Annotated in this window: 1 protein-coding gene; it reads left to right on the forward strand. The window is 42.0% G+C overall.

Annotation, left to right across the window (positions count from 1 at the left end):
• Positions 1-591: methyltransferase domain-containing protein (locus KIV40_RS32510; RefSeq protein ID WP_285353481.1), on the forward strand; the 591-nt coding region annotated here is incomplete at its 5' end.
• Positions 592-807 lie beyond the last annotated feature (216 nt).

Here is an 807-nt window from a genome sequence, read left to right on the forward strand (position 1 = left end):
GTTCGCAACTTTATCGATTATGGTTATACCAGTGCTGGATTGGAGTTGAACCAACCTATGCTGGATATCGCGATGACTCGTTGCCCTGAAGCTCAGTTTTCTCAACAAAATATGAGCTTCTTTAAGGTAGATGAACCGGTCGACTTGATTACCTGCTTTCTTTATTCCATCCACTACAACGATGGTATTGATAACTTGAAAGCATGTATTGAGAGCGTCCATGCCGCTTTAAAGCCTGATGGTATTTTCTGCTTCAACGTGGTTGATAAGGAAAAGATCAATAACAATCTTTTTGTTCGACACACCAGCAATTTAGAGCAAGATGCGTTTACCTTCCGCTCCGGTTGGTACTATTCTGGCAATGGTGAGCGACAAGCACTTAAGTTGAGTATCGAGAAAACGACGCAAGGTGAAACACAAATTTGGCATGACGAGCATCCAATGGTTGCATTTACGTTTGCAGAGATCGTTCAAATTCTTGAGCCTTACTTTGACGTTCACTTGTTTGAACACGACTATGAAAAACTGACGCCTTGGGATCAGCAATCTGGTAACGCTATTATCACTTGTGTGAAAAAGCCCGCCCATTAAGCAAGAGCTATCTTAACAACAAAACGAAAAAACGCAGGCCATTTCGACCTGCGTTTTTGTTTATTCACTGTTCTATTGCTTCTCACAAACTAGAACGTTTCTCACGCGTTAGAATGCTTCTTACACATTAGAAATCAGCTGTCATACCGACGTAGTATGTGCGTGGCTCTTCAACATAACCCATGTTCTCAAGCTCTTGAGAAACAGCTTCATCCG

This window comes from Vibrio sp. D173a (assembly GCF_030248475.1).